The sequence below is a fragment of the Vibrio sp. 10N.261.51.A4 genome, from assembly GCF_041471945.1.
Classification (GTDB): Bacteria; Pseudomonadota; Gammaproteobacteria; order Enterobacterales; family Vibrionaceae; genus Vibrio; species Vibrio crassostreae_C.
In genome coordinates this window covers 15,029-29,688 of record NZ_JBFRPJ010000021.1, presented here as the reverse complement: position 1 = coordinate 29,688, position 14,660 = coordinate 15,029, and the positions used below count along the sequence as shown (strand labels likewise).

Below are 14,660 nucleotides of genomic sequence, written 5' to 3'. Positions count from 1 at the left end.
AAACGATCGGTTTCCGCCTGATTCAATAAGCTGTTACTTGGTCGTTTATGACTTCAGTAGTTGGCTTAGATCTTTGGCATCCCAATGAGGGAAATGTTTGCGAACCAATGCGTTGAACTCAAGTTCAAATGCAGAGAAGTTACCGACTTGCTGTTCAACAGAGTCCAAACGGTCTCGAATCAAACCCGCGCCAACCGTCACGTTGGTTAGTCGGTCGATAACGATGAAGCCACCGGTATCGGCACTTTCACGGTATTTATCCAGCGCGACAGTCTCGTTCAATGACCATTCACACAAACCAATACCATTCAATGGCAACTCATCGACAGCGTGAGTCGATAGGTTGTTGATGTCGTATTGGTGACGAACCGTTTCAACCTGACCAACGGTTTTCTTGCCTGCGATCTTGATGTCGTAAGCTTTGCCCGGTTGCAATGGTTGCTCTGTCATCCACACGATGTCAGCCAATACGTGGTTAGTGGATTCAATCTGCGCGTTTTCTAGCACAATCAAATCACCACGACTGATATCAATCTCATCTTCAAGGGTCAGTGTTACTGCCAAGCCCGCTTGCGCAGACTCCAAATCACCATCAAAAGTTACAATGCGTGCAACCTTAGAGGTTTTACCCGACGGCAGCGCCTTGATTTCATCACCGACACTGACACAGCCAGAGGCAACGGTGCCAGCAAAACCGCGGAAGTCTAAGTTAGGACGATTGACGTACTGAACTGGGAATCGGAATTCACCTGCCGAACGCTTTTGGTCAATGTCGACGTTCTCTAACACTTCTAGCAGAGATGGGCCTTCGAACCATGCAAGCTCTTTACTTGGTGCAGCAACGTTGATGCCTTCAAGCGCCGATACTGGCAAGATCTGAATATTGGTTTCGCCTTCTAGGTTTTCTGCAAACTCTAGGTATTCATCGCGAATTTCTTCAAAACGATCTTGCGCGTAATCCACGAGATCCATCTTGTTTACAGCAACGATGAAATGCTTCAAACCAAGCAGGTTAGAGATAAACGAGTGACGACGTGTTTGATCCAGAACGCCCTTACGAGCATCAATCAAGATCACCGCCAGATCACACGTTGAAGCGCCTGTTGCCATGTTGCGCGTATACTGCTCATGCCCAGGAGTATCAGCAATAATGAACTTACGTTTTTGAGTCGAGAAGTAGCGGTAAGCCACATCGATCGTGATCCCTTGCTCACGCTCAGCCTGCAGACCATCAACAAGCAGTGCCAAATCAGGTTTCTCACCTGTCGTTCCCACTCGTTGGCTATCCGAGTGAACCGCCGCTAGCTGATCTTCATAAATCTGTTTTGTATCATGGAGTAAGCGACCGATTAGCGTACTTTTACCGTCATCTACCGAGCCACAAGTTAAAAATCTAAGCATAGATTTATGCTGATGCTGACTTAGATAACCTTCAATCCCTAGTTCAGCCAATTCGGCTTCTACTGCACTATTCATTTTTCTTTCCTTAGATTCTTAGAAATAACCTTGGCGCTTTTTCAGCTCCATAGAGCCCGACTGATCATGGTCAATCGCTCGACCTTGACGCTCACTAGACGTCGCCACCAGCATCTCTTCAATAATGCCCGTTAGCGTATTCGCCTCAGATTCAACCGCTCCGGTTAATGGGTAACAGCCTAAAGTACGAAAACGAACGCTTTTCTCTTCAATCACTTCACCTTCTTGCAGCTCCATACGGTCATCATCAACCATGATCAGCATGCCATCACGCTCAACTACAGGGCGTTTGTCTGAAAGGTAAAGTGGAACAATATCGATGCTCTCTAGATAGATGTATTGCCAGATATCGAGCTCAGTCCAATTAGATAGCGGGAAGACACGAATGCTTTCGCCCTTATTAACCTGACCGTTGTAGGTGTGCCAAAGCTCTGGACGCTGGTTTTTTGGATCCCACGTATGGTTCTTATCACGGAAAGAATAAACACGTTCTTTCGCACGAGATTTTTCTTCATCACGACGCGCACCACCAAAAGCCGCATCGAACCCATACTTGTTTAACGCCTGCTTAAGGCCCTGTGTTTTCATGATGTCAGTGTGCTTCGAAGAACCATGTACAAATGGGCTACAACCCATCTCAATACCTTCTGGGTTCTTATGTACTAAAAGGTCGAAGCCGTACTTTTTAGCCGTACGATCACGAAACTCAATCATCTCGCGGAATTTCCAATCCGTATCTACATGCAATAGCGGGAATGGAATCTTGCCTGGATAAAACGCTTTGCGAGCTAAATGAAGCATCACAGAAGAATCTTTTCCGATGGAGTACATCATCACTGGGTTATCAAACTCAGCCGCTACTTCACGGATAATATGAATACTTTCCGCTTCGAGCTGTTTTAGGTGGGTTAAACGTTCTTGGTCCATTTCAGTGCTTCCTTTAAGGCTCGCGTTACGAGCAATTCATTACTTGGTCTTGCCAAGCATGGGATTTAACTCATCCACTTGAGTGAATGGGAGTATTGGCACTAGAAGAAAACAGAAGCTTCGTGTTGAGCTATCCTTGCTATTCGTCTGCCTGATACGTCCTTGATATAGGCATTATGACGAGCCTCTCATATTACTGGAAATTCTAAAATTTCATTTTTTATTCGAAAAGCTGATAAGGGATTGAATTTATCGATAAGCAGGTGAAATGAATGGACTAATATTATCGATATCAGTTGCACATCGATTAATCAGGTTTGGGAGGCGTCTTGCAGAACACCATAAAGTAGTCGATCTAAGTCACGAATTAACATTCGTTGTAATCATTGTTTCATTCCATTTTGTTACATTACGCAACGAATTTTCTACTATCCACTTTGGAGCTACAAAATGAAAGTTGCAATGAAACCTTTGTCATTGGCTGTGCTTGCGGGTCTTGGTTTGACTCTAGCAGGCTGTACAACAACACCAGATACCGATGAAGTGATTAAACTACGTGTCGTAGAGACAACGGACATCCATACCAACCTAATGGATTACGATTACTACAAAGACAAGCCATCGAAAAAAATCGGCTTAGCACGTACTGCAACTCTAGTAAAAGAAGCTCAAAACGAAGTAACCAACAGCGTATTAGTTGATAACGGTGACTTGCTGCAAGGTAGCCCAATGGGTGACTACATGGCAGACAAAGGCATCGAAGCGGGTGAAGTTCACCCTGCATACAAAGCTATGAACCAGCTAAGCTACGACGCTGCAAACATAGGTAACCACGAATTCAACTACGGTCTTGATTTCCTAGAAGAGTCAATCAACGACGCTGATTTCCCGTACATCAGTGCTAACGTTTACGACGCAAAAACCAAAGAACACTACTTCACACCTTACATCATCAAGACGCACACGTTTGAAGATACTGCAGGCGTAGAGCATGAAGTAAAAGTCGGCTACATCGGTTTCGTTCCACCACAAATCATGACGTGGGATAAGAAGAACCTTGAAGGTAAAGTAATCGCTCGTGACATCATTGAGACGGCTAACGAGTTAGTGCCTCAAATGAAAGCGGAAGGCGCTGAAGTTATCGTTGCTATCCCTCACTCAGGCGTATCAACTGACCCATACAAAAATGGCGAAGAGAACTCAACGTTCTACCTATCTGAAGTAGATGGCATTGATGCGATCGCATTCGGCCACTCTCACGCAGTGTTCCCAGGTAAAGGTTTTGATGACATTCAAGGCATCGACAACGAAACGGGCACAATGAACGGCGTTGCGGCAGTAATGCCAGGTCGTTGGGGTAGCCACGTTGGTGTTATGGACCTAACACTGGCACAAAAAGACGGTAAGTGGGAAGTCGTTAAAGGCCAATCAGAAGCACGCCCTATCTACGACAAGATCGAGAAGAAATCTCTTGCTGCGGCTGATGAAGGCATCGTAACAGCACTAGAAAAAGACCACGCTGGTACTCGTGAGTTTGTTAACCAACCGATTGGTAAAGCAGACGATGTGATGTACAGCTTCTTGTCTCTAGTACAAGACGATCCAACAGTTCAAATCGTTAACCTTGCACAGAAAGATTACGTTGAACAGTTCATCCAAGGTGACCCTGACCTAGATGGTACGCCAGTACTTTCCGCGGCTGCACCATTCAAAGCTGGTGGCCGTAAGAATGACCCAGCGAACTTCACTGAAGTTGAATCTGGTCAACTGACATTCCGTAACGCAGCTGACTTATACCTTTACCCGAACACACTAGTTGCGATGAAGGTAACAGGTCACGAAGTAAAAGAGTGGCTTGAGTGTTCTGCTGGTCAATTCAACCAAGTTGATGTTAACTCAACAGCACCACAACAGTTGATCGAGTGGGAGAACTTCCGCACTTACAACTTCGATGTTATCGACGGTGTTGATTACCAAATCGACGTAACTCAACCTGCGAAATACGATGCAAACTGTAAAGTCGTTAACCCTGACTCACAGCGTATTGTTGGCCTAACTTACCAAGGTAAGCCAATCGACATGAAGCAAGACTTCCTGATCGCAACCAACAACTACCGTGCATACAGCGCTAAGTTCCCAGGCACAGGTGAAGACTTCATCGCATTTGATGCACCAGATGAGAACCGTACTGTTCTTGCAAACTACATCTCTCGCGTAAGCAAAGAACAAGGTCAAGTGAGCCCAAGCGCAGATAACAATTGGTCATTTGCACCAATCAAAACGGATAACAAGCTAGATATCCGCTTTGAAACATCTCCAAGCGACAAAGCAGCAGAGTTCATTAAAGAGAAAGGTCAATACCCGATGAAACGTGTTGCGACTGACGATGTTGGTTTTGCTGTTTACCAGATTGACCTAACTAAATAGATTGCTTAAGTAATCCATAGTTAACGTTCTGAAAGGCTGAGTTTTACGACTCAGCCTTTTTCTTTTCTTCTAAATGTTCAGCCCAAAGCCCTAATTTTCGAACGACAAACTCTCGTTCAACCCGCTTCCAAATGCCACGCCTTCAGCTTCAAAACAGCAGTCAAACAGCAGTCAAACAGCAGTCAAACAGCAGTCAAACAGCACGACTCAAACCACCAATTGAATGAATCCAACACAAAAAAACACTAATCAGCTGTAAGTTTTTATCTGCTCCTCCTGTCTATTTAATTTACCACACTCAATGAATGGTGGTTAAGCCATTCATCTATAGGATAGATAAGGACATTTAATGAGCACCGTCGAGAGCATTCAAGCATGGTTACATTCAGGGGAGGAGTCGCTGCTATGGCTGATGCTTGGCATCATCGCGCTTTCTTATCTGCTTGAAGATCTTGCGATTGTTACGGCGGCAGGTATCGCGACTCAAGGTCTAATACTTCCTCAATATGCGCTGCTTGCTATTTTCATCGGTATTGCCACGGGTGATCTCGGTCTTTATTACCTGGGTAAATCAGGACGTTACTTCCGAGGTGTTCGATATAAAGCCCTCACTAATAAGTACTTTCGTTCGCTTCGTACCAAATTACGTCAGAACGCATTCAGCAGCCTTTTTGTTATCCGCTTTATTCCCGGGCTTCGTACCGTCGGCTTTACCTTAAGTGGCTTTTTCGCCATCCCACTGCCTACTTTCTTGTTTGCCGTGATTAGTGCCACTGCGCTCTGGACTGGCATTGTCTTCTCTGCCATCTACTATTTAGGGACATCAGCGTGGCTGCAAGCCTCTGAATATCAATGGATCATCATCCCGTGTGCCATCGCTTTGCTGTTTATCGGCAATCGATTAATGAATAGAACCTACTCTAGAGGATTATCATGAGTTCACCGCAAGATATTCGCATCATTCCAGCACATCAAATTAATGCAGGCATGCCTTTGCTTGAAAAAGATACCGTGCGCAGCGTCTCTCCTTATGAGTTTCTTCCAACTTGGTTCTTCTACACGCCAGTGGTGATTCAAAGCCTGATGCAAGGGTTACGGCACTTTGACTGGGCACTGCCGCTCATCGCCAACCCAAGCATCAAGTTAAGCGGTATGGTAGGCGAATCAAAACACGAGATATTAAGCCTTGCCGGATCTTCAAGTCAGCGTTGGATCTCTCCGTTTGTCACCCTCACCAAAACGGATCTCAACGGTAAGAAACAAGCCGAAGACGCACGCAGCGCACTCATACAAACGGATCTTGATTTCCCTATCGTGGCTAAGCCGGATCTTGGCTGTCGAGGTGTTGGCGTTAAGCTGATCAACAACCAAGTTCAACTTGAGCAATATGTCGAATCTTTCCCAAATAATGCTCGCTTTCTACTGCAAAAAAAGGCGCCTTATCAAGCCGAAGCGGGTGTTTTCTACGTTCGTTACCCAAATAAAAAGCAAGGTGAGATCATCTCGATCACACTCAAATATGCGCCAATGGTGATGGGTGATGGCAAGTCGACACTCAAGCAGTTAATTGAAAACAGCCCGCGCGCTGGGCAGCTCAGCCACCTGTATCTACCAAGGCATGAAGATAAATTGGATCAAGTGCTCGCAGAGGGTGAAGAGTTCCAACTCGCGTTTGCAGGCAGCCATAGCCGTGGCTGTATCTTCCGAGACGGTAATCAATACATCACTCAGGCTCTAACAGAACGCTTAGACGAGATATTCGACGACTTCGATGGCTTTCACTTTGGTCGACTCGACGTCAAATTCAAGGACATGCACAGCCTAATGAACGGCGAGGACTTCACTATCCTTGAGGTCAATGGCGCAAGCAGTGAGGCCGGGCACATCTGGGATCGCAACACCCCATTACGAGAGATATTTTCTACGCTACTACTGCAATACCGCATTCTTTTTGATATTGGCGCTCAGCAAAAACAACGAGGCCATAAGACTCCTTCTTTCAAAAGCTTATTCGCTGCGTGGCAAGAAGAGCGACGCCTTGTTCAACAATATCCGACCACTGACTAACTTTGTACGAGGACCATGAATGAACCCCATAGCCCAACCGAGCGCCCTCACTTCTTTCTCTCCTAGTATCAAAGGAGCGGTAGAGATATTGAATCAGGGTCTAGAGTTTTTGTTAGCGATATCTGACAGCGACTATCTGACACGAGCAAAGCCGCACGTCACAAGCTCTATTGGTGAGCATACTCGTCACACGCTCGATCTTTTTCACGCTTTAATTTTAAAAGAGAATGCGACCGTTGATTACAACACTCGCCGTCGTGGTCATCCCGTCGAATACGACCGCTCAATTGCAGTAAAAGAGATCCATTATGTGATCAACTGGCTTGAACGACTAGACCGCAGAGATCTCGAAGCGCCTATCATGATCCAAACCGAAGTTTCAATGGATACACAAGTATTCGCCAGCCTGCCTTCTACGTTAGAAAGAGAGGTCACCTTTGCTGCTCTGCATGCCAATCATCACTACGCGATGATCAAGGTGATCACCACCTTCCTAGACGTCGAAACATGCAATACCTTTGGTTATGCCCCAACCACCAGCAGCTATCTGAGGGAGCAATAATCATGTGTTCAGTATCTTGGCTGCTTGAAGAAAATGGTTATCAGGTCTTTTTTAACCGTGACGAACAAAAGACGCGAGCACTAGCAATGCCACCTAAACAGTATCGAGTCAACGGTGTCGATATCATCATGCCACTCGACCCAACTGGCGGTGGTAGCTGGATCAGTATCAATGAGTTCGGGCTTTCGCTATGCCTACTCAATAACTATCAAGGCATAGTGCCTGTTGGACCTTTAGTCAGCCGTGGTTTGCTACTCAAGAATCTATCATCGAGTCGTAACATCAGTCAGCTCTCTGAAGCGTTTCACAAGCTAGACCTACACTCTTTTGCCCCATTTACCTTGCTAGCTTTCGCGCCCAATCTAACCCAACACAATGGTCTGGTTATCGCCTACATGTGGGATGGTATTCAACAGAAAATAGTCGACACTGATTCTCCACTCTTCTCATCCGGTGTTGATTTAGAGCGAGTGCAAGCCTACCGACAAGCAAAATATGATCAGCTCATGGCGGCAGGTAAGAATCAACAGAACTTACTGATGTTCCACTCTCACCATCACAATGAGCAACCTCATTTAGCGACCTGTATGCATCGCGAAGACGCACATACCGTGAGCTTTACACACTTACGTAACCTGCATGGTCAAGCCTCTATGTTTTATGCACCCGGCTCACCATGCGAACCCATTAAACCATGTCAGATAAATCAGCAGCGCTTTACCTTTGATTTATCACCCGCAATCAATCTATAGATGGAGTCCATCATGAGAAAACTATTCACCATGGTTCTGCTACTTGTTAGCCCGTACGTATTTGCCGCCGATGAAATCTATACCGGCTTCTTTAGCAGTAAGGCACTCGATGGCTACGATACCGTGGCTTATTTCACGTCTGGGAAGCCTGTTGAAGGGAGCAAGAAGTTCAGCACAGAGTACAAAGGCGCGGACTGGTATTTCTCTTCTGAAAAGAATCTGACTTTATTTGTTAATAATCCTGAAAAATATGCCCCTCAATATGGTGGTTATTGCGCATGGGCCGTTTCTGCCAAAAACGACTTCGCACCAGGTGACCCACAGTATTGGACCATAGTTGATGACAAACTTTATCTTAACTACGACCAAGAGATTAAGCAGCGCTGGGAACAAGACCAAGCACAGCATATTCAACAAGCCGATAAAGTTTGGCCGCAACTGATTAAGTAAGGTAATTTCATTATGATTGATAGTCCTTTTCGTTTACCACGTTACACGCCTTTTGGTTTAGGTGAGTCTGTTGTCGAGTGGGCAACTGGGCTATCTAAGCTAGACCGACTCTACCAAGATCGTAAAAACGAGTTATCTAGCTTCGAATTCATGAATTACACTCTGTCGGCGCTCAATATCGACTACTCGGTTGCATCGGGAAGCACGGAAAACATCCCGGAAGAAGGGCCTGTCGTGATTGTGGCGAACCACCCGCTTGGCGCCATCGAAGGCGTGATCCTTGCCGATCTCGTAGGATCAGTAAGAAAGGATGTGAAGGTGCTGGCCAATGAGTTACTTAAGCGCCTGCCTGAACTGGATGATCTTTTCATCGGTGTCGATGTCTTTAACAGTAAAGAATCGAAACGCACCAATGCCAAAGCGATTCGAGATGCCAATCGTCATTTGGCTGATGGTGGACTATTGATTGTATTCCCAGCAGGTGAAGTATCAAGCTACCGTAAAGGGGCAAAAACACTGACAGACATCGAGTGGAGCAAGTCGGTAGCGAAATTCGTCAAACGTCACCAAGCCACCACGGTACCTATCTTTATCAATGGCAAGAACAGTGAGCTTTTCTATCAAGCGGGTCGTGTTCATCCACTGTTGAGAACCGCTCTACTCGGGCGTGAACTTCTTAATAAACAAGCGACAACTATCTCTATCTCGATTGGCTCATCGATTCCGTATTCAGAGATAAAATCGTTTGAAAAAGAGATGGATATCGTCAACTACCTACGACTTAATACCTATCTAATGAGTCAACAAGATAGTCCGAACACGCCAATCCACGCGCCCTCTTTCGATACCCAAGTGATAGCGCCTATTCCACCAGAAGTCTTATCAATAGAGATAGACTCACTCCCTGAAGAGATGAAACTGCTCGAGCAAGGGAACTTTGAGGTCTACTGCACACCAAGCCAATCTATTCCTAACTTAATGCGCGAGATTGGTCGAGTAAGAGAAGAAAGCTTTAGAGAAGTCGGAGAAGGCAGCGGGCTGGCCTGTGATTTAGATGAGTATGACCTTTACTACCATCAACTGTTTGTGTGGAATAAAACCAAGGCAGAACTGGTTGGCGCGTATCGACTCGGTATGGTCGACAAACTCATCGCTGAGCACGGGCTTGATCAGCTCTACTCTCGTAGCCTGTTTAACTACAACCAAGAATTCATTGATACTCTAGAAAACAGCATTGAGCTTGGGCGATCGGTAGTAAGTAAACCTTACCAAAAGAGCCTGAACTCACTGTTACTATTGTGGAAAGGCATTGCGACCTTTGTGTCTCGTCACCCTCAATATACCCATCTGTTCGGCCCAGTCAGTATCAGCAATGATTACAGCCACAATGCGCGTCTGTTGATCGCGACCACGTTATCAATCCACCATTATGATGAGGAAAAGGCGAATTTGGTTTCACCTTCGTCACCACTCAATACCAGCAGTCATGTGTTCTGGCAAAATCACCTGCTCTCTTCACTGGCGAGTGTGCCTCTGCTCTCTAAAGTGTTAGCACGCATGGAGCAAGGTAAAGGCCTGCCGGTACTGCTGCGCCAATATCTAGGGATGAACGGTAAACTGGTGTGTTTTAATGTCGACCCATCGTTTAATGATGCCTTGGATGGCTTGATTGTGGTGAACCTTAAGAAGGTTCCATTGAAGACCTTAGGTAAATACATGGGCAGAGAACTTGCTCAAGATTACCTAGAGCAACACGCACGCCTCTGATTTATCCTGCTCTGTACCTCTCTCCAAATAAGTGCGATGATTTCGGCACTTATTTGGGATAGGTTATTTTCATGCACACCTCTTTTATCGAACAACTGCAAAGCTTCGACTTCTCTGAAAGCCAGATTGAATCTCTACTCGCTGTCGCCAAGCCACTTGAGCTGCCAACCAGACACATCTTGATCAATCAAGGTGAGATGGCGAGTTCAATCTACTTTGTACTTGAAGGCTTGTGCCATGCCTGCTACCTCACTGATGATGGTAAGCAATACAGCAAAGAGTTCTATTGGGAACAAGATTGGATCATCGGCTTTGAGAGTCTGATAAAGAACCAAGCCTCTCCTTACCTATTAGAAACGCTGACACCCATCACCATGTTAGAGCTGCCAATGAATGCGGTTATCGAGTGGCGTGCATCAAATAATCCTTTGTATTTAAAGCTGTTAGAAACACAACTGATGCATAAGGAAAACAAAGAACGCTTCATGCTGCTCTATACACCAGAGCAACGCTATCAGCTGTTCTTCGAGCACTATCCCGACCTTGAGCAGCGCTTGAACGACAATCAAATTGCAGCCTACCTAGGAATAACCGCAATCAGCCTGAGCAGAATTAAAGGTCGAATTAACAATAGTTAATGCCAACAATCATCGCGCATAGTACATTCAGAGCATCGATAATCTCTGGATGTAAACATGATCACTTGGCACTCAATTCCTTTTTCTGAACTCTCAACACAACAGCTTTATCAACTACTTAAATTAAGAGTCGATGTATTTGTGGTCGAGCAGACTTGTCCTTATCCAGAGCTGGACGGTAAAGATACACTCGCGGGTGTTGAGCACCTGCTTGGCTATGCTGATGAAGAGTTGGTAGCGTGTGCACGTTTATTACCACCAGGTACCTCTTACGACAACACCAGCATCGGTCGAGTCGCAACCAAGCAATCGGCAAGAGGTGGTGGCTTGGGGCATCAATTAATCAAAGAAGCATTAACACGCTGCGAGGCTCTTTGGCCAAATACGGCCATTGATATTGGCGCGCAGCAACACCTAGAAAACTTCTATGCGAGCCACGGCTTCAACACCATCTCGGATATGTACCTCGAAGATGACATTCCTCATATAGACATGAGATTAGAAAAATAATGACGAATATCACTGCCGGTATTCTATTGTTGGTTGCAGGTAACTTGTTTGCCTCGCTTTCCGACGTAGCGGTAAAGCTGTTAAATGGCGAAGTACCGCCCTTACAGTATATTTTTTTCCGACAGTTGATATCTCTGCTCATCATCACCCCTTTGTGGCTACAGCAGAAAAAAGAACAACGGCGCTTACAGCAGGCTAAGGTAACCTTCATTCGAGGTCAGTTAATTCTGATCGGCAGTGGGTGCATGGTGGTCGCGATCACTCACTTGTCTTTGGCAACCGCCAACGCAGTATTTTATGTCGCGCCTTTACTGATGTTGCCGCTCTCAATGTTGCTATTGAAAGAGCAACCGGCACTCGGCAAGGTTATCGGCACAACCATAGGTTTTATTGGTGCATTGATTGTCTTGAGGCCATCACAATTTCATTGGACGGCACTGTTTGCTTTGGGGACAGCACTCACCCTAGCACTATTTAATGTACTCGTAAGAAAGCTTCCTAGTGAGCAAACGGTGGTCACTACGCTGTGGTGGACAACCTTATTCTCTATTCCAGCCTCATTAGTACTGTGCTTCTTATACTGGCAGCCAGTGTCTGTGGAGCATTTGGGATACATAGCCCTGAGTGCGACGCTAATCTTAAGTTACAACGGCCTTGCGGTTGCTGCCTATCAAAAAGCACACTCTAGCCAAATTGCCTTGGCTGAGTATTCAGGATTGGTGTTTGTCGCGCTAATAGGTGCAATATGGTTCGATGAGATTCCGGATACATTAACCTTTATCGGAATCATGCTTATCATCTTGCCACTCGCCCCTTTCAAGCGACCAAAAAAAAGAGCTAATGCTTAGCTCTTTTCTATCGTTTATCTGTGTCTGGTGAAGCGCTTTAACTCAGGCTCACTATTCATCTACTTACTGCGACCAAAGCCACCATCGGATAAGCGGAAGAACATCACCGAAGTGTCGCCTTTCTCTAGCTGAAGAATGTCCAACTGCCCAGTTTCAGCAAGTTTGAAACGAACCAGCTGGCCTTTACGAATCTGACTGAGCGGCTTATCTGCACCTTCAATTCGCACTAACGCATTCAAGTCAGACAATGGCAAATCGTTGTTTCGAAAAACCTGCGCTAACGTATCCCCTTGCTTAACAAGGTACTCCTGCCAATTTTTGTTACTCGGTTCTAATGAGCTGTTCTTGGCATTTTGCTGTTCGCTTAAGCCGACGGTGTTTATTTCAAGCTCAACGCGCGATGTTGTTGGAGCTGTGTCTACTTTAGGTTCTGGTAGCGGCACAAAAAGTAATATCAGTACGATCGGAGAAATCACCATCAACAGTCTTTGGTGTAACTTCGGCAATGAACCCCAAGTTTGCGCTGTCGAGGTTTTCATTTTCTTCACATCGATCGAACTCAATTTCTCTTTGACCTGATTCAGTCGATCCTTGAATTCTGCTAAGTGGTCAACTTTCTGTTTTTTCTTTTGACGACGATTCATACCACTGCGTCCTATACATTGAATAACTACAGTATAAAAACCAAAGTACCAACAGTATAGATCTTTCCGTCACAACAAGGCCCAAAGCGAGAAAATTGACATGGCTGTGATTTGGGCACGGTAAAGCGCAAGTGATCAGGGACTAGCCGTTTCTTCACGCTGCTAATACTGGTATTCTTACCCTTTTCGTACTGACAAAAAGAGTGACTTTTCATGTCTGAAGTAAAATTTGAAACTGTAGAGCAAAAAGCTAGCTACGGTATCGGTCTACAAATGGGCCAACAACTTGCTGGTTCTGGTCTTGAAGGCCTAAACGTTGACGCAATCGCTGCTGGTATCGCAACAGCTCTAGTTGGCGACATGCCAGCTATCGAAGTTGACGAAATCAACAACGCACTACAAGAGCTACACACTCGTGGTGAAGCTGCACGTCAAGAACTAGCTAAAGCTGCTGCTGCTGACGGCGAAGCTTTCCTAGCTGACAACGCTCTTCGTTCAGAAGTAACGGTTCTTGAGTCTGGTCTTCAGTACGAAGTACTAACTGAAGGTACTGGCGAAATCCCTACTGCAGACAAGCAAGTACGTGTTCACTACCACGGCGAACTAACTGACGGTACTGTTTTCGACAGCTCTGTATCTCGCGGTCAACCTGCTGAATTCCCTGTAACTGGCGTAATTCAAGGTTGGGTACAAGCTCTACAAATGATGCCTGTTGGCTCTAAGTGGAAGCTATACATCCCTCAAGATCTAGCATACGGTGAGCGTGGCGCAGGTGCTGCAATCCCACCATTTGCTGCTCTAGTATTTGAAGTAGAACTTCTAGCTATTCTTTAATTTTTATAAAAACCTTTAGTAAAACAAAATACTATTGGCAAATAAAATTGAAATAATCCAACGGCGATGTGACTACATCGCCGTTTTTCGTTTATAGTGAAAGAGTAAATTACTTTATTACTTAAGGACGAATAATGAAGAAAGTACTCATCACAGTTTTAAGCAGCCTTGCTGTTGTCTCTTGCGCTAGCACTAGCGACTCTGAACAAACCAGTTCATCATCAGATACCAACTATTCCCAACTATCACAAACTGCACTAATGGCAGCAGTGAATATGTGGTCTCAGCAGAACGAAACAACACCACTTGTGGATACGGTAGCTGACCAAGCTTCTGTTACCAGCGACCAAGCAGTTGGCGGTATTGGTTCAATGTTGGCCCTTGCACAAAACTCACTTGGCACAGCCGACAACAAAGAACTCGCGACACTTATTCCAGGCATGTCGAGCCTTGAGTCTACGGGGCTATCATCGCTACTAAGCTCACAAGGTGCCGTTGAAAGTGCGTTTTCTGGATTAGGCATGGATCCATCAATGGTTACGACATTTGCGCCAATCATTCTTCAAGCATTGCAGTCACAAGGTGCGACGAGCGGCCTGATGGATTCACTTTCAGCTATATGGCAATAATCGTTAGTTATTAATAGCTAGCTTAAAATCTAATAAGGGCACTTCGGTGCTCTTTTTTGTGCGTGGAAGAAAAGATATTTGAGATACGAGATACGAGATACGAGATACGAGATACAAGATACAAGATAC

Annotated in this window: 15 protein-coding genes; 12 read left to right on the top strand and 3 right to left on the bottom strand. The window is 45.5% G+C overall.

The window, feature by feature from the left end:
• Positions 1–45: 45 nt before the first annotated feature.
• Both cysN and cysD read right to left on the bottom strand, forming a co-directional pair.
• A complete protein-coding gene (gene cysN / locus AB4384_RS05570) occupies positions 46–1,476 on the bottom strand; it encodes a sulfate adenylyltransferase subunit CysN (protein WP_372097332.1) in 1,431 nt (476 codons plus the stop codon).
• An 18-nt stretch (positions 1,477–1,494) separates the two neighbouring features.
• A complete protein-coding gene (gene cysD, locus AB4384_RS05565) occupies positions 1,495–2,439 on the bottom strand; it encodes a sulfate adenylyltransferase subunit CysD (protein ID WP_226088532.1) in 945 nt (314 codons plus the stop codon).
• A 414-nt stretch (positions 2,440–2,853) separates the two neighbouring features.
• Between cysD and AB4384_RS05560 the strand changes: the two genes are divergently transcribed.
• The 10 genes from AB4384_RS05560 to AB4384_RS05515 all read left to right on the top strand — a co-directional run bounded on the left by AB4384_RS05560 (position 2,854) and on the right by AB4384_RS05515 (position 12,424).
• A complete protein-coding gene (locus tag AB4384_RS05560; RefSeq protein ID WP_136979540.1) occupies positions 2,854–4,830 on the top strand; it encodes a bifunctional 2',3'-cyclic-nucleotide 2'-phosphodiesterase/3'-nucleotidase in 1,977 nt (658 codons plus the stop codon).
• A 349-nt stretch (positions 4,831–5,179) separates the two neighbouring features.
• Positions 5,180–5,767, top strand: a complete 588-nt coding sequence (locus AB4384_RS05555) for a DedA family protein (protein WP_017100018.1) — start codon at positions 5,180–5,182, stop codon at positions 5,765–5,767.
• Positions 5,764–6,897 (top strand): D-alanine--D-alanine ligase, encoded by a 1,134-nt coding sequence (locus AB4384_RS05550; protein WP_372129036.1) that lies wholly within the window; start codon positions 5,764–5,766, stop codon positions 6,895–6,897. The genes AB4384_RS05555 and AB4384_RS05550 overlap by 4 nt, the downstream gene beginning before the upstream one ends.
• Before the next feature lie 19 nt (positions 6,898–6,916).
• Positions 6,917–7,459, top strand: a complete 543-nt coding sequence (locus tag AB4384_RS05545; protein WP_017083769.1) for a hypothetical protein — start codon at positions 6,917–6,919, stop codon at positions 7,457–7,459.
• A 2-nt stretch (positions 7,460–7,461) separates the two neighbouring features.
• Complete coding sequence (locus AB4384_RS05540; RefSeq protein WP_372097328.1) at positions 7,462–8,211, top strand: NRDE family protein; 750 nt, start codon at positions 7,462–7,464, stop codon at positions 8,209–8,211.
• A gap of 12 nt (positions 8,212–8,223) precedes the next feature.
• Positions 8,224–8,661 (top strand): YHS domain-containing (seleno)protein, encoded by a 438-nt coding sequence (locus tag AB4384_RS05535; protein ID WP_017063714.1) that lies wholly within the window; start codon positions 8,224–8,226, stop codon positions 8,659–8,661.
• 12 nt (positions 8,662–8,673) lie between these two features.
• Positions 8,674–10,428: a lysophospholipid acyltransferase family protein gene (locus AB4384_RS05530; RefSeq protein WP_102333017.1), complete on the top strand. Its 1,755-nt coding sequence runs from the start codon at positions 8,674–8,676 to the stop codon at positions 10,426–10,428.
• Positions 10,429–10,499: 71 nt separating this feature from the next.
• Positions 10,500–11,066 (top strand): Crp/Fnr family transcriptional regulator, encoded by a 567-nt coding sequence (locus AB4384_RS05525; protein ID WP_372103392.1) that lies wholly within the window; start codon positions 10,500–10,502, stop codon positions 11,064–11,066.
• A gap of 57 nt (positions 11,067–11,123) precedes the next feature.
• Positions 11,124–11,576, top strand: a complete 453-nt coding sequence (locus AB4384_RS05520) for a GNAT family N-acetyltransferase (protein ID WP_017058878.1) — start codon at positions 11,124–11,126, stop codon at positions 11,574–11,576.
• Positions 11,576–12,424, top strand: a complete 849-nt coding sequence (locus AB4384_RS05515; protein ID WP_372129034.1) for a DMT family transporter — start codon at positions 11,576–11,578, stop codon at positions 12,422–12,424. The genes AB4384_RS05520 and AB4384_RS05515 overlap by 1 nt, the downstream gene beginning before the upstream one ends.
• Positions 12,425–12,483: 59 nt before the next feature.
• Here the strand turns inward: AB4384_RS05515 and AB4384_RS05510 are convergent, their stop codons facing one another.
• Positions 12,484–13,068, bottom strand: a complete 585-nt coding sequence (locus AB4384_RS05510; RefSeq protein ID WP_017068022.1) for a LysM-like peptidoglycan-binding domain-containing protein — start codon at positions 13,066–13,068, stop codon at positions 12,484–12,486.
• A 213-nt stretch (positions 13,069–13,281) separates the two neighbouring features.
• Between AB4384_RS05510 and AB4384_RS05505 the strand changes: the two genes are divergently transcribed.
• Together AB4384_RS05505 and AB4384_RS05500 are read left to right on the top strand one after the other, a co-directional pair.
• Positions 13,282–13,902: an FKBP-type peptidyl-prolyl cis-trans isomerase gene (locus AB4384_RS05505; RefSeq protein ID WP_008220519.1), complete on the top strand. Its 621-nt coding sequence runs from the start codon at positions 13,282–13,284 to the stop codon at positions 13,900–13,902.
• Between the two features lie 134 nt (positions 13,903–14,036).
• A complete protein-coding gene (locus tag AB4384_RS05500) occupies positions 14,037–14,531 on the top strand; it encodes a DUF2780 domain-containing protein (RefSeq protein WP_017058875.1) in 495 nt (164 codons plus the stop codon).
• The last annotated feature ends 129 nt before the right edge of the window (positions 14,532–14,660 follow it).